This is a genomic window from Nocardiopsis sp. FR4, from assembly GCF_009830945.1.
Classification (GTDB): Bacteria; Actinomycetota; Actinomycetes; order Streptosporangiales; family Streptosporangiaceae; genus Nocardiopsis.
The window spans coordinates 1-16,746 of record NZ_VWVV01000023.1; the positions used below are offsets into that span (position 1 = coordinate 1).

General features: G+C 69.4%; 14 protein-coding genes and 1 pseudogene. 7 read left to right on the plus strand and 8 right to left on the minus strand.

All coding sequences use genetic code 11. The annotated features are described in order from the left end of the window. Positions 1-302: 302 nt before the first annotated feature. Positions 303-1,391, minus strand: a complete 1,089-nt coding sequence (mnmA, locus tag FYW95_RS19185) for a tRNA 2-thiouridine(34) synthase MnmA (protein WP_236567707.1) — start codon at positions 1,389-1,391, stop codon at positions 303-305. A 197-nt stretch (positions 1,392-1,588) separates the two neighbouring features. Between mnmA and FYW95_RS19190 the strand changes: the two genes are divergently transcribed. Both FYW95_RS19190 and FYW95_RS19195 read left to right on the plus strand, forming a co-directional pair. After that, positions 1,589-2,758 (plus strand): DUF695 domain-containing protein, encoded by a 1,170-nt coding sequence (locus FYW95_RS19190; RefSeq protein ID WP_160050624.1) that lies wholly within the window; start codon positions 1,589-1,591, stop codon positions 2,756-2,758. A 468-nt stretch (positions 2,759-3,226) separates the two neighbouring features. After that, positions 3,227-4,171, plus strand: a complete 945-nt coding sequence (locus tag FYW95_RS19195) for a hypothetical protein (protein ID WP_236567706.1) — start codon at positions 3,227-3,229, stop codon at positions 4,169-4,171. Between the two features lie 284 nt (positions 4,172-4,455). On the opposite strand, the gene FYW95_RS19200 is transcribed toward FYW95_RS19195, so the two are convergent. Continuing rightward, positions 4,456-4,686 carry a hypothetical protein gene (locus FYW95_RS19200; RefSeq protein ID WP_159941856.1) on the minus strand — a complete coding sequence of 77 codons (231 nt, stop codon included), beginning with the start codon at positions 4,684-4,686 and terminating at the stop codon, positions 4,456-4,458. Between the two features lie 123 nt (positions 4,687-4,809). Further along, a complete protein-coding gene (locus FYW95_RS19205; RefSeq protein ID WP_159941855.1) occupies positions 4,810-5,202 on the minus strand; it encodes a hypothetical protein in 393 nt (130 codons plus the stop codon). A gap of 435 nt (positions 5,203-5,637) precedes the next feature. Between FYW95_RS19205 and FYW95_RS19215 the strand changes: the two genes are divergently transcribed. Both FYW95_RS19215 and FYW95_RS19220 read left to right on the plus strand, forming a co-directional pair. Continuing rightward, entirely contained in the window at positions 5,638-6,459 is an 822-nt protein-coding gene (locus tag FYW95_RS19215; RefSeq protein WP_159941942.1) for a helix-turn-helix domain-containing protein, read from the plus strand. Further along, positions 6,456-6,638: pseudogene (locus FYW95_RS19220) on the plus strand (DUF397 domain-containing protein); the annotation flags it as partial. The gene FYW95_RS19215 and the pseudogene FYW95_RS19220, both read left to right, overlap by 4 nt. Positions 6,639-6,772: 134 nt before the next feature. Here FYW95_RS19220 and FYW95_RS19225 read toward each other — a convergent pair. Continuing rightward, positions 6,773-7,657: an ion transporter gene (locus tag FYW95_RS19225; protein ID WP_159941854.1), complete on the minus strand. Its 885-nt coding sequence runs from the start codon at positions 7,655-7,657 to the stop codon at positions 6,773-6,775. Between the two features lie 542 nt (positions 7,658-8,199). Between FYW95_RS19225 and FYW95_RS19230 the strand changes: the two genes are divergently transcribed. Then, on the plus strand, positions 8,200-8,751 hold the full coding sequence (locus tag FYW95_RS19230; protein ID WP_159941853.1) for a thymidine kinase: 552 nt from the start codon (positions 8,200-8,202) through the stop codon (positions 8,749-8,751). A 70-nt stretch (positions 8,752-8,821) separates the two neighbouring features. Here the strand turns inward: FYW95_RS19230 and FYW95_RS19235 are convergent, their stop codons facing one another. The 4 genes from FYW95_RS19235 to FYW95_RS19250 are packed head-to-tail and all read right to left on the minus strand — an operon-like array spanning position 8,822 to position 13,763. Then, on the minus strand, positions 8,822-9,592 hold the full coding sequence (locus FYW95_RS19235) for a hypothetical protein (RefSeq protein WP_159941852.1): 771 nt from the start codon (positions 9,590-9,592) through the stop codon (positions 8,822-8,824). Then, positions 9,585-10,763, minus strand: a complete 1,179-nt coding sequence (locus FYW95_RS19240; protein ID WP_159941851.1) for a C40 family peptidase — start codon at positions 10,761-10,763, stop codon at positions 9,585-9,587. Before FYW95_RS19240 ends, FYW95_RS19235 begins: the two co-directional genes overlap by 8 nt. Positions 10,764-10,768: 5 nt before the next feature. Then, positions 10,769-11,446, minus strand: a complete 678-nt coding sequence (locus FYW95_RS19245) for a hypothetical protein (protein ID WP_159941850.1) — start codon at positions 11,444-11,446, stop codon at positions 10,769-10,771. Positions 11,447-11,465: 19 nt separating this feature from the next. After that, on the minus strand, positions 11,466-13,763 hold the full coding sequence (locus FYW95_RS19250) for a type IV secretion system protein (protein ID WP_236567705.1): 2,298 nt from the start codon (positions 13,761-13,763) through the stop codon (positions 11,466-11,468). Between the two features lie 703 nt (positions 13,764-14,466). Between FYW95_RS19250 and FYW95_RS19255 the strand changes: the two genes are divergently transcribed. Both FYW95_RS19255 and FYW95_RS19260 read left to right on the plus strand, forming a co-directional pair. Next, a complete protein-coding gene (locus FYW95_RS19255; RefSeq protein ID WP_159941848.1) occupies positions 14,467-14,967 on the plus strand; it encodes a hypothetical protein in 501 nt (166 codons plus the stop codon). Positions 14,968-15,180: 213 nt separating this feature from the next. Then, positions 15,181-16,740 carry a serine/threonine-protein kinase gene (locus FYW95_RS19260; RefSeq protein ID WP_160050625.1) on the plus strand — a complete coding sequence of 520 codons (1,560 nt, stop codon included), beginning with the start codon at positions 15,181-15,183 and terminating at the stop codon, positions 16,738-16,740. The last annotated feature ends 6 nt before the right edge of the window (positions 16,741-16,746 follow it).

Sequence of the window (16,746 nt, forward strand, 5' to 3'; positions counted from 1 at the left end):
GGGATCCCGGTGCAGATACGATGGCTCAAGGCCGTGCGGGCCCATTTTGACGTCACAATCATGATCGTCCCGCACGGCCGTTCGCATGCTCAGGCCGGGATGTCAGCTATCGCGCACCACGTCGTTAGCTCGCCCCGCAACTATGCTATGCCTTACCTAACCCCGGCAAGGGGTTCGGGCTCCCGGGCGAGGTGGCGAGCCCCACGCCGGCCGCCGGGCCGGGGCCCGTCGCCGCAGGTCCGGGCCCCGGGGGCGGGGGCCGGACCGCTCGGACGAACCACGGGTCACGGGCCCGGGACCGCTCAGGCGGAGGCGGTGGCCCGGGAGGTGGCGGAGATCGTGGCCGACCCCAGTACGGCGTCGCCCTCGTAGACCACCACGGCCTGCCCGGTGGCCACGCCCGTGGCGGGCTCGGCCAGCTCGACCACCAGCTCGGGGCCCCCGCCGCCCTCGCGCTGCCACACGCGGGCCGGGTAGACCTCCCCGTGGGCGCGCAGCTGCACGTGGCAGTCGGTCGGCTCGGTCAGCGGCTCGGACCCGCTCCACACCGGGCGCACACCGGTGATGGCGTCCACGCGCAGCGAGGAGCGCGGACCCACCGTGACGGTGTTGTTCACCGGCTCGATGGAGAGCACGTACCGGGGGTGGGCGGCTCCGCCCAGGCCCAGGCCCTTGCGCTGGCCCACGGTGAAGGTGTGCGCGCCGTCGTGCGTGCCCACCACGTTGCCGTCCTCGTCGCGGATCGGCCCCGGCCGCTCGCCGATGCGCCGGTTGAGGAAGCCCTTGGTGTCGCCGTCGGCGATGAAGCAGATGTCGTGGCTGTCGGGCTTGTCCGCCACCGACAGGCCGCGCCGCTCCGCCTCCGCGCGCACCTCCTCCTTGGTGCAGTCGCCCAGCGGGAAGAGCGCGTGCTCCAGCTGCTCGGCGGTGAGCACGCCCAGCACGTAGGACTGGTCCTTGGCCTGGTCCACGCTGCGCACCAGGCGGCCGTCGACCTTGCGGACGTGGTGCCCGGTGGCCACCGCGTCGAAGCCCAGGGCCACGGCGCGGTCCAGCACGGCCTCGAACTTGATCTTCTCGTTGCAGCGCAGGCACGGGTTGGGGGTGTTGCCCGCCTCGTACTCGGCGACGAAGTCCTGGACGACCTCGCGGTCGAACTCCTCGGACATGTCCCACACGTAGAAGGGGATACCGATGACGTCGGCGGCCCGGCGGGCGTCGTGGGAGTCCTCCACCGTGCAGCAGCCGCGCGCGCCGGTGCGGTAGGACTGTGGGTTCTTGGACAGCGCCAGGTGGACGCCGGTGACGTCGTGGCCCGCCTCGGCCACCCGGGCCGCGGCGACCGCGGAATCGACCCCGCCCGACATGGCGGCCAGTACACGCAAAGTCATAGTGCGTCCAGCGTATGCGCCCGCCGGGGGTCGCGGCCACGCCCTTTCACCGGGACCGGGCGAGGGCTGGGACACGTCGGGCGCCGGGGGCGGGGGCCGCGGGTCGGCCGGGCCCGTCGGCGGGACCGCGCGCGGGGGGCCGGCGCACGGGCGCGGAAGCGGCGAGGGTGGTGTTCCGGTTCTGCGAAAATCGGGGCATGGCTCTGTTCCGTCGTCGCCGCTCCGCCGACTCCACCACCGCCGTCACCGAGTTCTGGGACGCCTGGCCCTCCGCGCGTGAGGCGCTGGCCGACGCGGTCGAGTCGGACCAGCCCGTACCCCCCGAGGTCTCCGAGCGCGTCACCGCCCTGGTCCGCGCGATCCACCCCGACCTGGAGTGGGAGGTGGGCCCGGCCCCCAAACCCGGGGGCGGCGGCGTGGGGGACCTGGACCTGTCCCCGGACGTGGACCCCGGCAAGCTCCTGGAGCAGCTCGCGGCGCTGGACGACCCCTCCCGGCTCACCGGGGGCCCCGCCTACGCCCTGACCCTGCGCCCGGGGGCCTCGGAGGAGGCGCGCATCCAGTCCGAGCGCTGGGCCCGCTCCGCACCCGGGGACGACCGGTGGGCGTTCCGTCCGGTGCGCCCGGCCGACCACGACCAGCTGTCCGCCACGGTGCGCTGGGACGACCACGAGCTGGACCTGTCGCACGTGTCGGTGTCCATGCGGGTCGACCACGCCAGCGGCCGGATCGAGGTGGGCGTGTACCACCCCGACAACATGTTCCTGTCCGGGGAGACCCGCGAGCGCCTGGCCGAGCACGTCACCATGCTGGCGCTGGGCGAGGACGACACGGTCCGGTGGATCGGTAGGACAGCGCCGCTGGACGAGCCCCCGCTGGACCCGCTGCCGCCCACGTCGATGCCCGCCGTGGTGCGGCAGATGGCCGACATGCTCGGCGGTTCCGGCGGCTGGGTGACCCTGCACGGCCGCGTCCCGCTGCAGGGCGCGGTGGAGATCCTGCTGCGCCACCCGCTCACCCGGCGCGACTTCCCGGCGTTCTCGCTGTTCGTGCAGGTCGTGGTGCCCTACACGCACATGAACGAGGACAGGCTGCCCGAGGGGGCCTCGGCCTCGGCCCTGGACGACCTGGAGGCCCGGGTGAGCGGGGTGCTGGGGGACAACGGCGCGTTGTTCATGCGCCAGACCGCGGGGGGCAGGCGCGACTACCGCTACTACCTGGACCCCGACTCGGGTGTGCTGCCCGAGTTCGAGGCCGCCCTGATGGACTGGCCGGAGGGGGAGATCAAGCTGCGCAGCCAGCTCGACCCGGCCTGGGCGCAGTTCGAGTCCGCCCGCAGACCGTTCCGCCGCCAGCTGGGCGAGTAGGGTCCGGCCGCCTGGGCAGGGGGACCGTGGGACCGGGAGTTCCCGCGGACCTCGGTGCCCCGGTGACCAGTCGCGGGAGGCCCGCGTCCCGGGGGCGTCCGGGCAGGACCCGGGGTCGCCTCCGGCACACCGCCGGTGGGCTCCCTTGGGCCGTGTCGGGACCGGCGGTGGTGCCCACCCGACGCCTCGCCGTCCCGACGGCCCCGACCGGTGACCGAACGTGACCTCCTGGTCGCGTGAGCGGCAGGCCGCGAGGGGGCGGCCGCGGTAGTGGCGGTCGCGACCCGGCGGCCGGTAACGGATTCGTGTGAAGGGTCGACCATTCGCGCAACAACCCGAGACCGTGCCTTAACCCGCCCTCGACCTTGGGGGACGCCAGAGTCAAGCGGAAATCCCTTCTTGCACATCTGGCTCCCAAGTCACAACAGGCGTAACGTGTCATTCCCACCAGGAGGATGATTCGGTCTGATGGACGGCGTGCTGCCTCGCGCATCCACGGGTCGGCCTCGGGTCGCCGCGGTCGGCGCGATCCTCACCCTGTGCCTGGTGTGGGCCCCGTTGATGTCCCTGTTCCCCGTGGGCGTGTGGGACACGGCCCACGCCCTGACCATGAGCGGCGCGGGACAGGGCATCCTGCTCCTGACCCCGGTGGTCGCCGGGGTCATCCTGCTCATGTTCTGGCTGAGTACGCAGTGGCTGGAACACTGCGGGGTGAACCACCCCGCCGCCTCCGCCGCCCTCGTCACGGCCACCGCCATGGTCACGCCCGTCGTGGTCACCTTCCTCGCCCCGGACGTCATGAGCCTGCCCGGCGGGACGAACGCCAACATCGCCTTCCTGACCGCGGCGATCAGCACGCTGGGCATGGGCGCGTCGCTGGCGGCGAACCGGCCGGGGTGCCGCTGGAAACCCGGGCTGCTGCCCGCCATGGCGGTGATCAGCCTGCTGCTGGCCGCGCTGCCCAGCGTGAGCGAACAGGTCCGCGCGCGGGCGGCCGACGAGCGCTCACGGACGCAGATCCTGTCGTTCGAGCAGACCATCGCGGTGCTGGACCACCCGGACTGGGAACCGAGCCAGGTGCACGAGGTCAACAACGGGCTGCGTCTGACCTACCGCGACGCCGACGGCAGACCGCTGTACGTGGTGACCTGGGACGAGGCGCGCTCGGCCGACCCCGGTATCCACGCCGGGTGCGACTTCCCCGGAATGTGGTGCCGGGACGTGGACGGGATGGTGCTCGTGCACCACTCCGACGGCCACCCGAGCGAGCTGCGCACGCACCTGAGCGACGGCACGGTGGCGAGCCTGATCCCGGAGCCGGGCACCGCGGCCGACCTGGTCGCCGCATCCCGGGCCCTGCGGGCGGAGCGCCCCGGCGAGCGCGAAGCCCTCGTGCTCTCGGTGACCGCCTGACCCGGGCGGGAACGGACCGCGCCGGAGCCGCTCGCCGCCCTGAGCCGGACCGGCCCCGGATCGGGTGCCCTTCGAGGGACCGGCATCGGCGGTGACTCTTCGGGAACCCCCGCCAGGTCCGCCGTAATGGTCCCGGCCCGTGCACGTCCGCCCCAGCGGAGACCAGTGCGGCCAGGAACGGTCAACACGCTTACCGGCGGTGCTCTGGGCCGTACCCCGGACACGCGGAAAGGCGCCCCCGGCCGGGGGCGCCTTTCTATGAGCGGAAGGGAGGGACCGGCAGGTCAGCCGTTCTCCTTCTTGATGCGCTCGACAAGCATCTGCTTGCCCTGCTCACCGGCCTTCTGGTTGTTCTCCTGGATCCGGCGGAACCAGCGGGCGAGCTCCTCGTCACCCCGGCTCTCGGCGTCCTGGATGTAGGTCTCCAGGCGCCAGACGTTCTCCAGCGACTGGTGGATGGCCCAGACCAGGTTGTAGTTCTTGTCCTTGAGCGGGCTCGCGGGCTCAGAAGCCATGACAACCTCCTCGGTGTCGTGCTTTCCCCTACCGGTCATGCCACTGCCCGAAGAGGCAGGCGAGTACACACAGCGATGGAAGATGACTCTGCGCCCCTCGCCGTCATGCGGTTCACCCGCTGCTCAGGCGGCCACGGGGACGCGTCCGGCGGTGGGCCCGGCCCAGGGCCGGGCGGCGGGCGGGTCGGTGTGCGGCCACAGGGCCAGGAGGAGTGCGTCGACGTCGCGGGCCTCGACCATGCCGGCGGGGGTGATGGCCCAGAAGGACTGCGTGGCCTCGCCGAAGTAGACGATCAGGTGGTGGTGCCGGGCCTGGACCTCGGCGGCGCTGGCGTGCTCCACGGCGAACTCGGCGCGGTGACCCCCGAGGCGGGGCAGGCACTGGGCACGGCTCTCCCGGCAGGAGGGGTGCTCGCATACCGGGCAGGCCGGGCCGACGAGCGGGGTGCGGCGCGAGAACGGGCGAATGCGGCGAACGTCGTCAGGGCGGCGGGGCGAGGGGATAGGATTCCGCATCAGATCCTGTCTCCTTACTTTCTGAGGGTTGGATTTCGGGATTGAGGGCCCGGGAGAAGCGCTGCAACGCTTTCCTGGGCCCGTCTCATGTCACGGACATGTCAGCGCACGAGCATCAGTCGTCGGTGGTGCTCCACGGGTTGCCGGTCAGGTCGTAGGCCAGCAGGAACCACACACTGCGGAACTCCGCCTGGCCGTTGTCTCCCCACTCGGTGGCGAAGGCATGCACCGTGGCCAGGCCCCGACCGGATTCGGCACTCAGTTCCAGCCCATTCCTCCTGGGTTTGAGGCGGGCGTCCCTGGAAGTGAGGCCGCATCGGTAACGGCAGGTCAGGTGCCGTCCGGTGCGGTGGCGGTGAACGGGGCGGACGAAACTGGCCAGCGGCACGGTGGCCTCGCGCCCAGGTCGGTCAACGGGGCGGCAGCCGCCGTCGCCTGGCCCGCGAGCTGCGCCGCCTACGCGAGGCCCACCGTCTCAAGCTGGCCGCAGCCGCCAAGGAGCCCGGTGTTCCCCTGTCCACGATCAGCAGCATCGAAAACGCCACAGCCAGGCGGGTCAGAGCCCGAGACATCGATGCACTCGCCGATCTCTACCGTGCTTCCGAAGAGGAGCGGAAAGCCCTACACGGGCTCACCCGCGAGTCCACAGAGTCGGGGTGGTGGTCCAGTTACAAGGACGTCTTCGGAGGTAACGCCCTTCCTGACTTCGAGGCCGAGGCTTCACTGGTCCGAAGGTTCGAAGGACTCACGGTCCCAGGGCTCCTGCAGACCCCCGAGTACTCGACCGCTGTCATGCGCGCCGGACGCGTCCTAGGGGAAAGCGCTGTGGAGCGCCGTGTACGGGCGCGGATGGAGCGCAAGAACATCTTCAACCGCATCAAACCGCCGCACACGGCGGCAGTCATCGACGAAGGTGCGTTGAGACGCGTTATCGGCGGCCCTGAGGTGATGCGGGAGCAGCTCACCTATCTCAAGAACATGGCCCTTCGGCATCACATCGGTGTCCAGGTCCTGCCGTACACCGCAGGAGCCCACCTGGCCCTCGCTGGGCCGTTCACGATCTTGGACTTCCCGAATCCCAGGGATCCCCCGATCGCCTACGTGGAGACGGCCGTGGAAGGTCTCCACCTGGATCAACCGGAGGAAATGGAGCGATATACCTTGGCATTCGGCAATGTGCAGAGCGTGGCTCCCTCCACTCCCCTCTCGTTCCAGCTCACCGACGATGTGCTGCGGTCCCCGGAGGACATGGCATGACCGTCCGACTTGAGTTCCGCAGGAGCAGCCACAGCGCCCAGGGGCAGGAGTGCGCCGAAGTCGCCCACATCTCTGAGGGCTTCCGCAAGAACGGCTGCGGCGGTGCCGCCATCCGCGACTCCAAGCACCCCGGCGCCGGGCACCTCCCCTTCCCCGCCGAGGAGTGGACCACCTTCCTCAACACCGTTCGCGGCCGTGGACTGCAGCGCACCCGGACCTCCCACACCCCTCCCCCGCCATCCCTGGCCCCGGTGCGCACACAGCACACCACCCGGAAGCCCGCCCCCGGGCATCCGGGTGCTTCACCGTGGCACTACTCAAGATCATTGCGAGAGTTCCGGGCGGAGGTCCCCTCGCACTCCCCGACGGACTCCAACGCTTCGAGCGGCCGGTCGGCCTCCGGCGCGCTGGCTCCGTTGACGGCGGGCGCGGCCTCGCGCTCGCGGAGCAGCCGGTCCAGGCGCTCCACCTGCCGCCCCAGCTCCGCCAGCCGCGTCATGACCGCCTCGTGCTGGACTTCTTCGATCTCCTGGTCCTCGGCCCAGCGGACCTCGCTGACCTCCTGCTCAAGCGAGGTCACGATCACGCCGATGACCAGGTTCAGCATGATGAACGTGGTCAGCACGATGTAGAGCACGAAGAACACCCAGCCCATCGGGTGCTGCTCCAGTACCGCGTCCGAGACGTCCGGCCAGTTCTCCATGGTCATCAGCAGGAACATCGTGTACAGCGACGTGCCCAGGTTGCCGAAGAACTCCGGGACGTCCTCGCCGAACAGCTGGTGGGCGATGATCGCCGCCGTGTAGATGACGACCAGGAGCAGCCCGATCACCGTGCCCATCCCCGGCACGGCCTTGAACAGGGCGGTGATGATCTGGCGCATCTGCGGTACGACGGTGATCACCCGCAGGATCCGCAGCACCCGCAGGATGCGGAGCACGGCGAACGGTCCGGTAGCCGGGATCAGGGAGACGACGACCACGAAGAAGTCGAACCAGTTCCACGGGTCGCGGAAGAAGCGCCAGCGCCAGGCGTAGAGCTTGAGAGTCATCTCCACGACGAAGAGACCGACGACGATCCGTTCCACAACGACCAAATATGGAAGAGCCGAATCCTGGTAAGTCGCCCAACCCAAAATCGCGGCGTTGACCAGAATCACCATGAGCATCACGTTGGAGAACCATCGGCTCTCCACCATCTGAGTGACCTGATCACGCCTCAATGCCGCATCCCCCTTCGAAATTCCAGCCTTATTCGGGCATGGAGCAGCTAAATATATCTAAGTGGACTTCCTTCTCTCGCCGCGCATCAGGCACAGGGCGTTCCCGCAGCCTTGCCGTGGGCCTGTGCGCCTCTCGTGTGCTGCACCGACGCTGTCCTATGGGGTTATGGCACCGCCGAAAGGCACGCTTCCCACGAACCTGAAGATGACAGTGGAGTCACAGCCGAGGGCAATGATGCGTGCGGCATCCCACACTTACGTTTTCGGTCTGACTGGCTGTCGGGAGCGGTAGGCCCACAAACGCCGGAACGGGCGCGGACTTCCCGCTCCTTCGGGAAAGCTCTCCTGGAAGTGAGACGGGGCCGGGAGGACAGCGGTTCCGGGCACCTCGGCGGGCACTGGTATCTTCGCTGCTGGCCACGGCAGGCGACCCGGCGCGGCAGAGGCCGACGCTGCGGGGATCCGAGAGCCGTTGACAGCGCCCCCACCACCCCACGACCCCCGACGCAGGAAGAGACATGGCGGAGCTGAAGTACTTCACCGGGGCGATGAACTCGGGCAAGAGCACCATGGCTCTCCAGGAGCACCACTCCCGCGGCGGGGAAGGTGTCCTCTACACCAGGCAGGACCGCGCCGGCGCGGGCATCATCTCGTCCCGTCTGGGCCTGAAGTCGCCCGCCATAGAGGTCACCGACGGCCTGGACCTGTACGACGACATCGCCGACCGCAAGGCCCCCTACGCCATCTGCGACGAGGCACAGTTCCTGTCGGCCAAGCAGGTGGGACAGCTCGCTGGCGTCGTCGACGGGATGAAGATCGACGTGTACTGCTACGGCATCCTCACCGACTTCCAGGGGCAGCTGTTCCCGGGCTCCCAGCGCCTGGTGGAGCTCGCCGACAAGGTGGAGGTGCTGCCGGTGTCGGCCCGCTGCTGGTGTGGCAGCCGCGCCACCCACAACGCGCGCGTGGTGGACGGCGTGATGGTCTACGAGGGCGAGCAGGTGCACATCGGGGGCAACGAGTCGTACGCGACCCTGTGCCGCCACCACTTCATGGCCGGGGTGGCCTGACAGGCTTTATCGGACTGCTCCGGCCGCCATGGGGCCTTCCCTCCGGATGACCGCATAAGCCAACGAACTCTTACTCAGGGATCCAGTACTCGAAACCGTACCCAAGGAAGCTGGAGACTTTTCTGGCCTCATTCTTGAACTCGTTCTCCGAAACGGTTCCAACCGAGCTTCCCGTCCGATCATCGAATCGAATCTGGTAGACGGCACTCTTCGTCTGAACAAGAGCTATGTACACCGATTGGCCCTGTTCCCCGGTTCCGTAGACGGAGTGGGATTTATCGCCAAATCCGGCATCCCCCTCGGAATCGACCTGAGTGAGGTTGCTCGCAAGTTCAGACTTGAGAACCGCATACCTGGAAGCAGCGACTTCTTCAACTGCCTCCCCTTCTTCAGCATCGATGACCGCCTCATAGGAGAAATGAAAATCCCAAAGCGAAGAACCTGAACTGGGCACGATAGTCCATAGGCACTCATCCCGAACTACTCGCTCAGCCCCCTCGATTTCTGGCTGACCACCGGATGCGGTGTCAACGTAGTCCTCATTGCCGTCCTGGCGCGTGACGTTGACAGAAGACAGGTACTCGATGTTGTCTTCGCAGACATTCATCTCGCCTTCCTCCAACGAAGACCGGGCTTCCCCGATGCGTTCTGCGGGGTTGCCACCGGAGCCCTCGTCCCCGCCCGCCATGCCGGAGGAAGTGAAGTTGAAGAACATGCTGGCAAGGCCGAGAAGGACTCCAAAGACCCCGAAGGCCGCCAGTGTTCCGCCCCCGAAGACCGCCGCGGCGGCCTTCCACCCGTGCAGCCCCTGCTTCTGGGGTGGTGCCTTCTCCTCAACCACGGCTATCTTGTGCCTCCAGCTGGGCCTTCACGTCCGGGTGCTCAAGCGGACGGGTGAAACCCACGATGTCCGCACGATTGGGGTCATCGTACTCGCGCACCGCGATCGGTCCACAGTTGGTGCACCAGGCCTCCACCATCAGCCCGTCGCCGATCACCATTCCCATATGCCCGGGTCCGGGCGGCTCCCCCGCCCGAGTCACATCGAAGAACACCAGGTCACCGGGCTGCTCCTCGCCTATGGGAACCTCGGGGCCGAATTTCCACTGGTCCTGGGACACACGCGGAATCGTGACGCCGATACTCTCATACGCCTTCATCGTCAGACCTGAGCAGTCATAGCCGCTGGGGCCGGTGCCACCCCAGATGTACGGCTTTCCGCGCTGGTCCAGGGCCCAGTCGATGACGGCCTGCGTGAGTTCGTCGGGAGCACGCCCGATGGGTGCGCCCGCCTCGTCGAACTGGCACAGAACCGCCGTGCGGATGGAACCGGAGGTGTCGTAGTTGCCCTCGGCATACTCCTCAGCCCAACCCAGGACGTCGTCCACGTACCACCAGGCGTGGTTGTAGCCGTAGATGGCCCGGCGAACATCCTCCTCCAGGCCGTGAGCCAGCAGGTAGTCAGCAGCGGCCGGGATGGCGTCAGCGGGATCGTAGACGTTGACGATCCCGTCCCCGTTGCCGTCCACGCCGTAGCCGTTCTCCGGACGGTCCTCGACCGCCTGGATCGGTTCCCCGCCCCAGCTGTTACCCGCCGCCGAGCCGTCCAGGGCCCCGAACTGCATCGGTCCGGCGGCACCCCAGTCGTTGTGTCCCTCGGTGATACCCGGTCCGTCCCAGCGGCCGTGGTGGGACTCCACCTGCCCGATGCCCGCGAGGACGTTCCACGGGACCCCCCGGTCCTCACCGACCTCGACGTAGAGTTCCAGGTAGTTCTCCGGAATGGAGTCCATGGCGTAGCCACTCGCGTCCGGCTGCTCGGCGTCCGCGTTCGGAGAGCAGGTCAGCCCGTTGGCCACGAAGGACCCGATCTGCTGGGTGGTGTTGGTGATCACGGGGATCACGAACATGGCCAGCATGATCATCAGGGAGACCGCGACCACGACGGCGCCGCCGACCCAGAGGCCCGCCGCTCCCCTGTCGGAGGACTTGGGGGAGAAAAGGGAGATCACTCGGGTTACTCCTCCCCGTACTGCCCGACATCCGCGGGCTGGAAGTCGAAGACACGCCAGGAGTCACCGCTGCGCTCGACGGTGACGGCGAACTGTCCGAGTTCCTCGTCGAACTGGGCGTTCGCGGTCTCGGTGATGGACTGCGCCGTCACGACGAAGGTGATCGAGTCCTCCCCGAAGGTCCGCACCGAGTCGATCTCCGCACGCCCTTCGGCCACGGCCTCGGCTTCGGACATTTCGGCCCAGAAGGCACCGACCCTGCTGGTTTCGGCGAGCACCTCGGCGAACTCGTCGGTGGCCAGAGCTTCCATCGAGCCGTAGTAGGACTCGGGGGGTTCGGTGTAGTCGATGGTCCCGTAAGCCTCCGCGAAGGAGCGCGCCACGGCGCCCGCCGCCTGGAGTTCCTGCTCGGAGAAGGGGAACCACTCGAGGACGTCGACATCCTCGGCGGCGGTCGTCGGGATCGGGCTCGGCTCGACGTTGGAGAGCCCGTTCGGGCCGCTGCCTCCTCCGCTTCCAGGCTGTTCCGGGGTGGTTCCGGGGTTCGGGGAAGCCGTGTTCGGCTCCTCCTCGGTTTCTCCCCCGAAGCCTCCGAGACTGATGTACAGGCCGAACGCGACCAGCACGACGATCAGGCCGACGAAGACCGCCCGTTGGGCACGTTCGGGGAGAGGGTTGGGCATCGGTCGGGGCCTTTGTTCCTCAGTCGTTGTTCAGCCAGAAGGGCACGTCGCGCTTCCGGTCCCTCGTGGTGGAGCTGCTCTCGCCCCAGAAGGGGGTGATGGGAGCGTCGTCCTTGCGCCTACCGGAACCGGTGATCCAGCCGCCGTCTCCGTCACCGCGGCCACGGCCCTCGTGGGAGGGAGCGGGCCGGGCCGGACGCTGCGGTGCCGGTCGGTCCCGCCTCTCCCGCGGAGCGCTCCAGCGCGAACCGCGGGCGTCAGGGTTGCCTCGGGGCGGGGTGTCCTCGCGCCCGCTGAAGATGCCACGGCCGGTGCCGGGGTCAGGCCGCTCGGAACTGGCCGCGCGGCTACCGCCCGAGGCGGGAGCGCCGCCTCCGAACACGGAGCCGCCTCCCCCGTCGCGCCGCTCGGAACCGCCCCGGCTGCCGGAGCCCGTACCGAACACCGACGCCCAACCGGTGTCTCCCGTGCCCGTGTAGCCGCCGCTGGGCCGGGGCGGGATGGATCCCCGGCCTCCTCCGCCAGCGCCACCGCCGGAAAGGCTGGGCGCCTGGTCACCGCTTCGGGTCGGCGCGCCGCTACGGGGACCGCCACCGCCCGCCGGAGCGCTCCTGGAGACGTTGAGCGGGGGAGCCGCGTTGTCGCGGACCCTTCCGTATCCTGCGGTTCCACGTGCCCGCGCCCCCTCCGCGCGGACGGGACCGCCGTCGGCCGGAGCCTCGTCCCCGACCCCCGGTTCGACGCCACTGGTCGGCACACCGCCTCCGCCAGCGGGTACCCCGGCGGCCACCCCGGCGATCTGCGGTCCTCGGCGCAGACCCCATGCCTGGGCCTTGAGGTTCGCGACCGGGGGGAGGACGACCGCGCTCTTGCTGAGCGCCTGGCTCTGCGCCGCGTCGCTGACGATGCGCGAGGTGAAGGTGTTCGCGTTGACCGAGGCGAAGAGGTAGGCGAAGGGCTTGCGGTAGACGAACAGCGCCACGGTGAAGAGCGCCAGCAGAATCATCTGCAGGCCCCATCCCAGACTGGTGGACATGACCATGCCGTAGCACATGACCAGCAACGAGATCAGGAGGACGATAAAGATCTGTTTGAGCAGGAAGCCCACCATCAGTTCCACCCAGCGCAGCAGGACCATGCGTCCGTAACCCGGGTGGATACCGATCAGCAGGAAGACAGGTGCAAGGAGAAAGAGAAGAAGGAAGGCGATCTTCAGAACGATAAGTGCGACCGACCCCGCCAGGATAAGGCCACCGGCGAAGATCGAAGCGAAAAGCGCCAGAGTAGCGACTCCAAGACGGCTCCCCTGGTCCTGCCCCGAAAAGAGAGGATACACGCTGGGGAAGGAAGACTCGACGTTCGAAGCGATCTCTTCATAGGCCGCCTGCTTCTCTTCGACCAAAGGCGTCGCTTCGAGATCTCCATCAGCGATCTGCTGTTGCTCTATACGGCTAATACCCTGCGCGGTGATGAGGTCTGCGGCGTGCTCCTGAGCCGCGATCTCCGCGATATCGCCATTTCCGAACTGCCCTGCCACCCAGGGCTGGCACACCAGGCTCGACCACAGCATGTCCGCGTTGCGCCTGACCTGGAAGTCGGCCTCCGACTCCCAGTCCGCCCGCTCCGGCGCCTGGGCCCCCGGGGGACACGTCCCCGACCCGCCCCCGTAGGGAACCTGGCCGACGGTGCTCGTCACCAGCTGGCTGCCGGAGTTCACCAGGCTGCTGGCCATACCCATGATCTGCGCCGGGTTGACCAGGATCCACAGGCCCAGAGCCGTCGCCGCGACCATCCAGATGCTGGACTCGATCGTGAGCGTCATCCGCTTGCGGATGAGCCCGAACCATCCCAGCCACAGCGCACCGAGAATGACCACGGTCGGGATCAGCGGCCGCCAGATCCCCTCCCGCAGCGTGACCACGACGTTCTCGACCAGCTCGTTGAAGCTCGCGAGCAGGCCGTCCGAGGTCGCGGCCTGGTAGACGGTGATCGTCGACTGGTTGATGGTCTTGGACAGGTCCCAGGCGGTGTTGGCGAGGGTGGCCTGGGCGCCGTTACTGATCCCGTCCACGCAGGACTCGGTGATCATGTGCCACTGCTGGCCGGCGGTGCCGTACTGGCCGTACATGCTGGCGTCGGGCGGCAGACCGTCCGTGGAGCCCTCGATGGAGGACTGCGACTGCGGGGGCACCAGCAGGCCGTCCGAACCGCTCCCGGCCGACTCCGGCAGCGGCGCAGGTTCGCCCGGGCACAGCGGATTGGCCTGGGCACCGCTCAACGGCAGTACGACGAAACCCGTCAACAGCAGAAACGTCATCACCATGCGTCGCCAACCGCCCCGTCGGACGTGCTGATGCGTCATCTGCTGGCTCCTGCGTCGTGGTTCGGCCTGGGGGGCGTGCACAGACACCGGGCCCCACGGATCCCGCCCGCGCACGCGTGCTCACCGCACGCGGCCGAGCGCGACCGCAAGGCCCCCGATGTCTTTACCCCATCCTCTATGGTGCGTCATCACCCCGGGCAGAGATGGGCGCAACGCGACGAGTTTTCCGGTTCCGGGGGCCCACCTCCCCGGAACAGGGGGTACAAAACCCTCACTTCTCCACGTTTGCGCAGGTAGCAGGCGTGATTGGCCTTCCGAAACACCCGAAAACATCCAGGCCACAATTTTCTACCCACGTAGCCACTATGAGGGGCGTCACACCCAGTTTCTCCACCAAAAGCGGACACCATGCAATCAACCGGACTGGTACTCGGTACCTGAACCGTCTTCAGTGGCTGCCCGAGTCCCCATTGGCGCATAGCCGAAACCCGACATAGGACCCGGGTTCCCTCCCACGGTGCTCCCAGGCCACACCCCGGCACGGCCCACTCGGAGTGCGCAGCCGTCACCGGGGAAGGAACCACCCACCACGTCCGCGACCGGGAACCCCGCTGCCATGGACCACCCGCCCGCTCCGCCCCCGCCTCCCGCTCCCCGACCCGGCCCGCCCTCCGGCGCCGGTGCCGCTGTCCTCCTGGTGACCGCCGTGCTGTACCCGCTGCTCACCTGCGGGCTACTGCTGCTGTTCGGCCTCCTCGCGCTCGCCACCCTCCTGGGCGCGGGCCCCGCGGTCGTCCTGGCCGTCGTCGTCCTGCCCTGCGTCCTGCTCGCGGGCGCGCACTGGGCCCTTCTCCTGCTGCTGCGCGGCATCGGGCTGCCCCGCCCCGGGGCGACGGCCGCCCTGCTGACGGCGTCGGCGGTGCTCTCCCTCGCGCAGGCGGTCTCTCCGATCCTCGGCCTGGACATCGGCTGGCCTGGGGCCGCTCCCTTCGTGGCCGCCCTCCAGGGTGCCGCCGTGGCCGCCGTGCTGATCGTGAGCGGGGGCCGGGCCCTCGGATGGGCCTGCGCGGCCGTGTGCGGGCTGGTGCTGGCCCACGCGCTCCTCGCCCTGGCGACGGACGCGGCCAGCGGTCACGGCGCGGCACAGGAGGGTCCAGAGCCACCCGGCGCCATCACCCCCGCCGCCCCTGTCAGCTAGGCGAACGACCCGCACCACCCACAACACACAGCCCGCCGGCCCCGAAGTCCCCCGATGGCGGGAACTCCGCCGGGAAACGCGCCAGGACCCCGCAAAGCGCCGCAGGCGGGCTTTTTTGGATAGATTGGCCTGCGCACCGTGCTCCCGTACTCCCGGAACTCCGAGTCGCCGCTCCTCCCCTCCTCTCCCCCACCCCCGAAGGGACGCGTGCCCATGTCCTCTCCCGGTCGTTCCTCCGTCGGCCGCTACGAGCTGCGGGAACGGCTCGGCGTCGGCGGGATGGGCACGGTGTGGCGTGCCTGGGACCCCTCCCTGCAGCGCGACGTGGCCGTCAAGGAGGTCCTGCTCCCCCAGGGCATGTCCCCCGAGGAGCACGCCGAGGCCCGTGAGCGCACGCTGCGCGAGGCACGGGCGACCGCGCGGATCACCAACACGGCGGTGGTGACCGTCCACGACGTCCTCGAGCACGACGGCAACCCGTGGATCGTCATGGAGCTGCTCAGCGGCGCCTCGCTGCAACACCACCTGGACCACCGCGGGCCGTTGCCGGTGGAACGGGTGGAGGAGGCCGCCCGCGCCCTGCTGGAGGGCCTGCGCGCGGCGCACGCGGCGGGGGTCACCCACCGGGACGTCAAGCCCGCCAACATCATGCTCACCGACGACGACCGCACCGTGCTCACGGACTTCGGGATCGCCAACGTCGACGGCAGCACCGCCCTGACCCAGACCGGTGTGTACATCGGCTCCCCCGAGTACATGGCCCCCGAGCGGTTCGAGGGGGAGCGCGCGCTGCCCGCGTCGGACCTGTGGAGCCTGGGCGTGACGCTGTACGCGCTGCTGGAGGGGCGTTCGCCGTTCAAGCGGGACAGCATCACGGGCATCATCAGCGCGGTGCTGACCGCACCGGTGCCGCCCCGGCTGACGCTGGACGAGGGGCCGCGGGGGCCGGAGAGCGCACCGCTGCGGGCGCTGATCGGGGCCCTGCTGAGCCGGGACGCGTCGACGCGGCCGAGCCCGGACGAGGCGCTCGCCCTCCTGGCGCGGGAGCGGCGGGCCAGGGACCGCGGGGAGCCCTCCGGCGGCGGAGCGCACACACCGTGGTCCGGCACCCCGTCCGGCCCGCACGGGAACAGCGCGCCCCACGGGTACGGCGGTCCGCACCGTCCGAGCGGTCCCCACCAGGCGCCGGGCCTCCGGCCGGCCGCGCACGGGCCGGGTGCGGCGGGCCCGTACGCCGCACCGCCGGGTTCCTCCACCGCCCCCGGAGCGGGAACCGGCCGCTACGCGGCCCCCTCGGGGCATCCGACGGGTCGGGCACCCCTGCCCGGGCGCCCGGGTGCGTCCGGGCCCCAGGCGGGCTTCGCCCCGGCGGGGCACGGCGGGCCCGTGCCGGTGGTCATCGCGGCGGTGATGCTCGGGCTCAACGCGCTCTACCTGCTGGTGCTCACGGCCGCGTACGCGGGAGCGGCGCTGGGGGACCCCGGCGGCCAGGGCTGGGGGCCGGTGTTCCCGCTGGGCCTGTGGGGGGTCTTCTCGGCCTTCGCGGCGGCGGGCGTGATGACCCGCTCGCGGCTGGTCTACGGGGCCGTGATCCTGGTGCAGCTGCTGGTGTCGGTGATGGTGCTGTTCAGCATGTTCACGGTGTTCATCTACACGCCCGAACAGCTGCCGGTCTACGTGCTGATGCTGGCGTACAACCTGGTGATCGTGGGTCTGGTGCTGATTCCGCCCAAGGTCCGCGCCTTCTTCGGGTTCGGCGCGAACTTCGGCTGAGCGGGG

Bases quoted from the DNA above. Each gene is read 5' to 3' on its own strand.
- mnmA (WP_236567707.1), bottom strand. From the start codon at position 1,391: ATGACTTTGCGTGTACTGGCCGCCATGTCGGGCGGGGTCGATTCCGCG.
- FYW95_RS19190 (WP_160050624.1), top strand. From the start codon at position 1,589: ATGGCTCTGTTCCGTCGTCGCCGCTCCGCCGACTCCACCACCGCCGTC.
- FYW95_RS19195 (WP_236567706.1), top strand. From the start codon at position 3,227: ATGGACGGCGTGCTGCCTCGCGCATCCACGGGTCGGCCTCGGGTCGCC.
- FYW95_RS19200 (WP_159941856.1), bottom strand. From the start codon at position 4,686: ATGGCTTCTGAGCCCGCGAGCCCGCTCAAGGACAAGAACTACAACCTG.
- FYW95_RS19205 (WP_159941855.1), bottom strand. From the start codon at position 5,202: ATGCGGAATCCTATCCCCTCGCCCCGCCGCCCTGACGACGTTCGCCGC.
- FYW95_RS19225 (WP_159941854.1), bottom strand. From the start codon at position 7,657: ATGGTGGAGAGCCGATGGTTCTCCAACGTGATGCTCATGGTGATTCTG.
- FYW95_RS19230 (WP_159941853.1), top strand. From the start codon at position 8,200: ATGGCGGAGCTGAAGTACTTCACCGGGGCGATGAACTCGGGCAAGAGC.
- FYW95_RS19245 (WP_159941850.1), bottom strand. From the start codon at position 11,446: ATGCCCAACCCTCTCCCCGAACGTGCCCAACGGGCGGTCTTCGTCGGC.
- FYW95_RS19250 (WP_236567705.1), bottom strand. From the start codon at position 13,763: ATGACGTTTCTGCTGTTGACGGGTTTCGTCGTACTGCCGTTGAGCGGT.
- FYW95_RS19260 (WP_160050625.1), top strand. From the start codon at position 15,181: ATGTCCTCTCCCGGTCGTTCCTCCGTCGGCCGCTACGAGCTGCGGGAA.